Consider the following 2,161-nt stretch of genomic DNA (forward strand, 5'->3'; position numbering starts at 1 on the left):
GCGGCTCCGGCCTCGCGCGCGGCGGCCGCGTACTCGCGGGTGACGGCGAGGGTGCGTTCGAGCGCCGCGGGGTCGAAGCGGCCCGTGCGGTCCACCCCGTGCCCGAGGCGCACCAGCTCGGTGCGGCGTTGCACGTCCACCAGGCGCCCGTCGTCGACGTCGGCGATGAGCAGGCGGAGGGAGTTGGTGCCGCAGTCAAACGCCGCGACGCGCGTGGGGGAGGACATCCCGCCATTCTGCCCGCCGCTCCCGTCGGCGATCGACGTTCCGAGAGCGCTGTTCCGCCTCAGCACGCCGCACCTCAGCACGCCGCACCGCGGCGATAGCCTGGACGGGAGCCGAAGGAGCCGCCCGTGCACGAACACCACGTCCGCGTCCACCGCAGCGAGGAGGAGCTCCCGCGCCACGGACAGCTCGCCCACGCCCTCGCCGAGATCGCCGCCGACCCCGTCGCAGTCGACGACGACGTGACCGAGATGGTCGTCAACCGCGTGATCGACAACGCCGCCGTCGCCACCGCGTCGCTCCTGCGCCGCCCCGTCGTCGCCGCCCGCTCGCAGGCGCTCGCGCACCCCGCTTCCATCGGCGGCCAGGGCTCGGTCGTGCTCGGTGTCGATCCGGCCCGTCGCGTCTCCCCGGAGTGGGCGGCCTGGGCCAACGGGGTCGCCGTGCGCGAGCTCGACTACCACGACACCTTCCTCGCGGCCGAGTACTCGCACCCGGGCGACAACATCCCTCCGCTGATCGCCGTCGCCCAGCACGCCGGCATCGGCGGTGCGCAGCTCGTGCGCGGCATCGTCACCGGCTACGAGGTGCAGGTCGACCTGGTGCGCGCGATCAGCCTGCACCGGCACAAGATCGACCACGTCGCGCACCTCGGCCCCTCGGCCGCCGCCGGGATCGGCACGCTGCTCGACCTCGACGTCGCGACGACGGAGCAGGCGATCGCTCAGGCGCTGCACACCACGACCGCCACGCGGCAGTCGCGCAAGGGCGAGATCTCGAGCTGGAAGGCCTACGCCCCGGCGTTCGCCGGCAAGGCGGCGATCGAGGCCGTCGACCGGGCGATGCGCGGTGAGACCAGTCCCTCACCGATCTACGAGGGCGAGGACGGTGTGATCGCGTGGCTGCTCGACGGGCCCGACGCGAGCTACGACGTGCCTCTCCCCGACCGGGGCGAGGCCAAGCGCGCGATCCTCGACACGTACACGAAGGAGCACTCGGCCGAGTACCAGGCCCAGGCCGTGATCGACCTGGCCCGCCGCCTGCACCGCACCCACCCCGAAGCCGCCGATCCGGAGCGCGTCGAGCGGATCGTGCTGCACACCTCGCACCACACCCACGTCGTGATCGGCTCGGGAGCGAACGACCCGCAGAAGTACGAGCCGACCGCCTCCCGCGAGACGCTCGACCACTCGGTGCCCTACATCTTCACGGTGGCGCTGCAGGACGGCGCCTGGCACCACGTGCACAGCTACGCCCCCGAGCGGGCCGCCCGCGCCGACACGGTCGCGCTCTGGCGCCGGGTGAGCACCGAGGAGGACGCTGAGTGGACGCGCCGCTACCACTCCACCGATCCCGCCGAGAAGGCGTTCGGCGCCCGCGTCGAGATCCTGCTGACCGACGGCACCACGATCGTCGACGAGATCGCGGTGGCGGATGCGCATCCGCTCGGCGCGCACCCGTTCAGCCGCGAGCAGTACATCGCCAAGTTCCGCACCCTCGCGGCCGACGTGCTCGAGGAGTCCGAGGTCGAGCGCTTCCTCGACCTCGCCCAGCGGTTGCCGGAGCTGACCCCGGAGGAGGTCGGCCGCCTCAGCGTGATCGCGGCGCCCGGCGTCCTCGCCTCGGTCGCCTCCCCGCTCGGCCTGTTCTAGCCCCTTCTCTCAGCCGCGAGATGCCACTTGGGTACGCCCCGCACGGCGTGTCGCGTACGCAAGTGGCATCTCGCGACGGGGGTCAGAGGAGGGCGTCCGTGAGGTGGTCGGGGGTGCCGAAGCGGTGGGCCGTGATAGAGACGGCCTGCTCGCGGAGGAACGGCAGCAGCTCCAGGCGGCCCGCCTCGGTCGCCTCGCCGGCGTAGACCGCGAGGTCGGGGCGGCCGCCGGTCGCGGCGGTGACCGTCGTGGCGGAGGCGCCCAGCAGCCGCACGCGTCCGGCG

Annotated in this window: 2 protein-coding genes and 1 pseudogene; 1 reads left to right on the plus strand and 2 read right to left on the minus strand. The window is 73.3% G+C overall.

Annotation, left to right across the window (positions count from 1 at the left end; all coding sequences use genetic code 11):
* Window positions 1-227, minus strand: a pseudogene (locus tag ACH61_RS15140) (exopolyphosphatase); the annotation flags it as partial.
* Window positions 228-353: 126 nt separating this feature from the next.
* On the opposite strand from ACH61_RS15140, the gene ACH61_RS15145 reads away from it, so the two are divergent.
* Entirely contained in the window at window positions 354-1,877 is a 1,524-nt protein-coding gene (locus tag ACH61_RS15145; RefSeq protein WP_068213644.1) for an MmgE/PrpD family protein, read from the plus strand.
* An 82-nt stretch (window positions 1,878-1,959) separates the two neighbouring features.
* Here the strand turns inward: ACH61_RS15145 and ACH61_RS15150 are convergent.
* Window positions 1,960-2,161: hypothetical protein (locus ACH61_RS15150; RefSeq protein WP_153038941.1), on the minus strand; the 202-nt coding region annotated here is incomplete at its 5' end.

The sequence above is a fragment of the Rathayibacter tanaceti genome, from assembly GCF_001634385.1.
Lineage (GTDB): Bacteria > Actinomycetota > Actinomycetes > Actinomycetales > Microbacteriaceae > Rathayibacter > Rathayibacter tanaceti.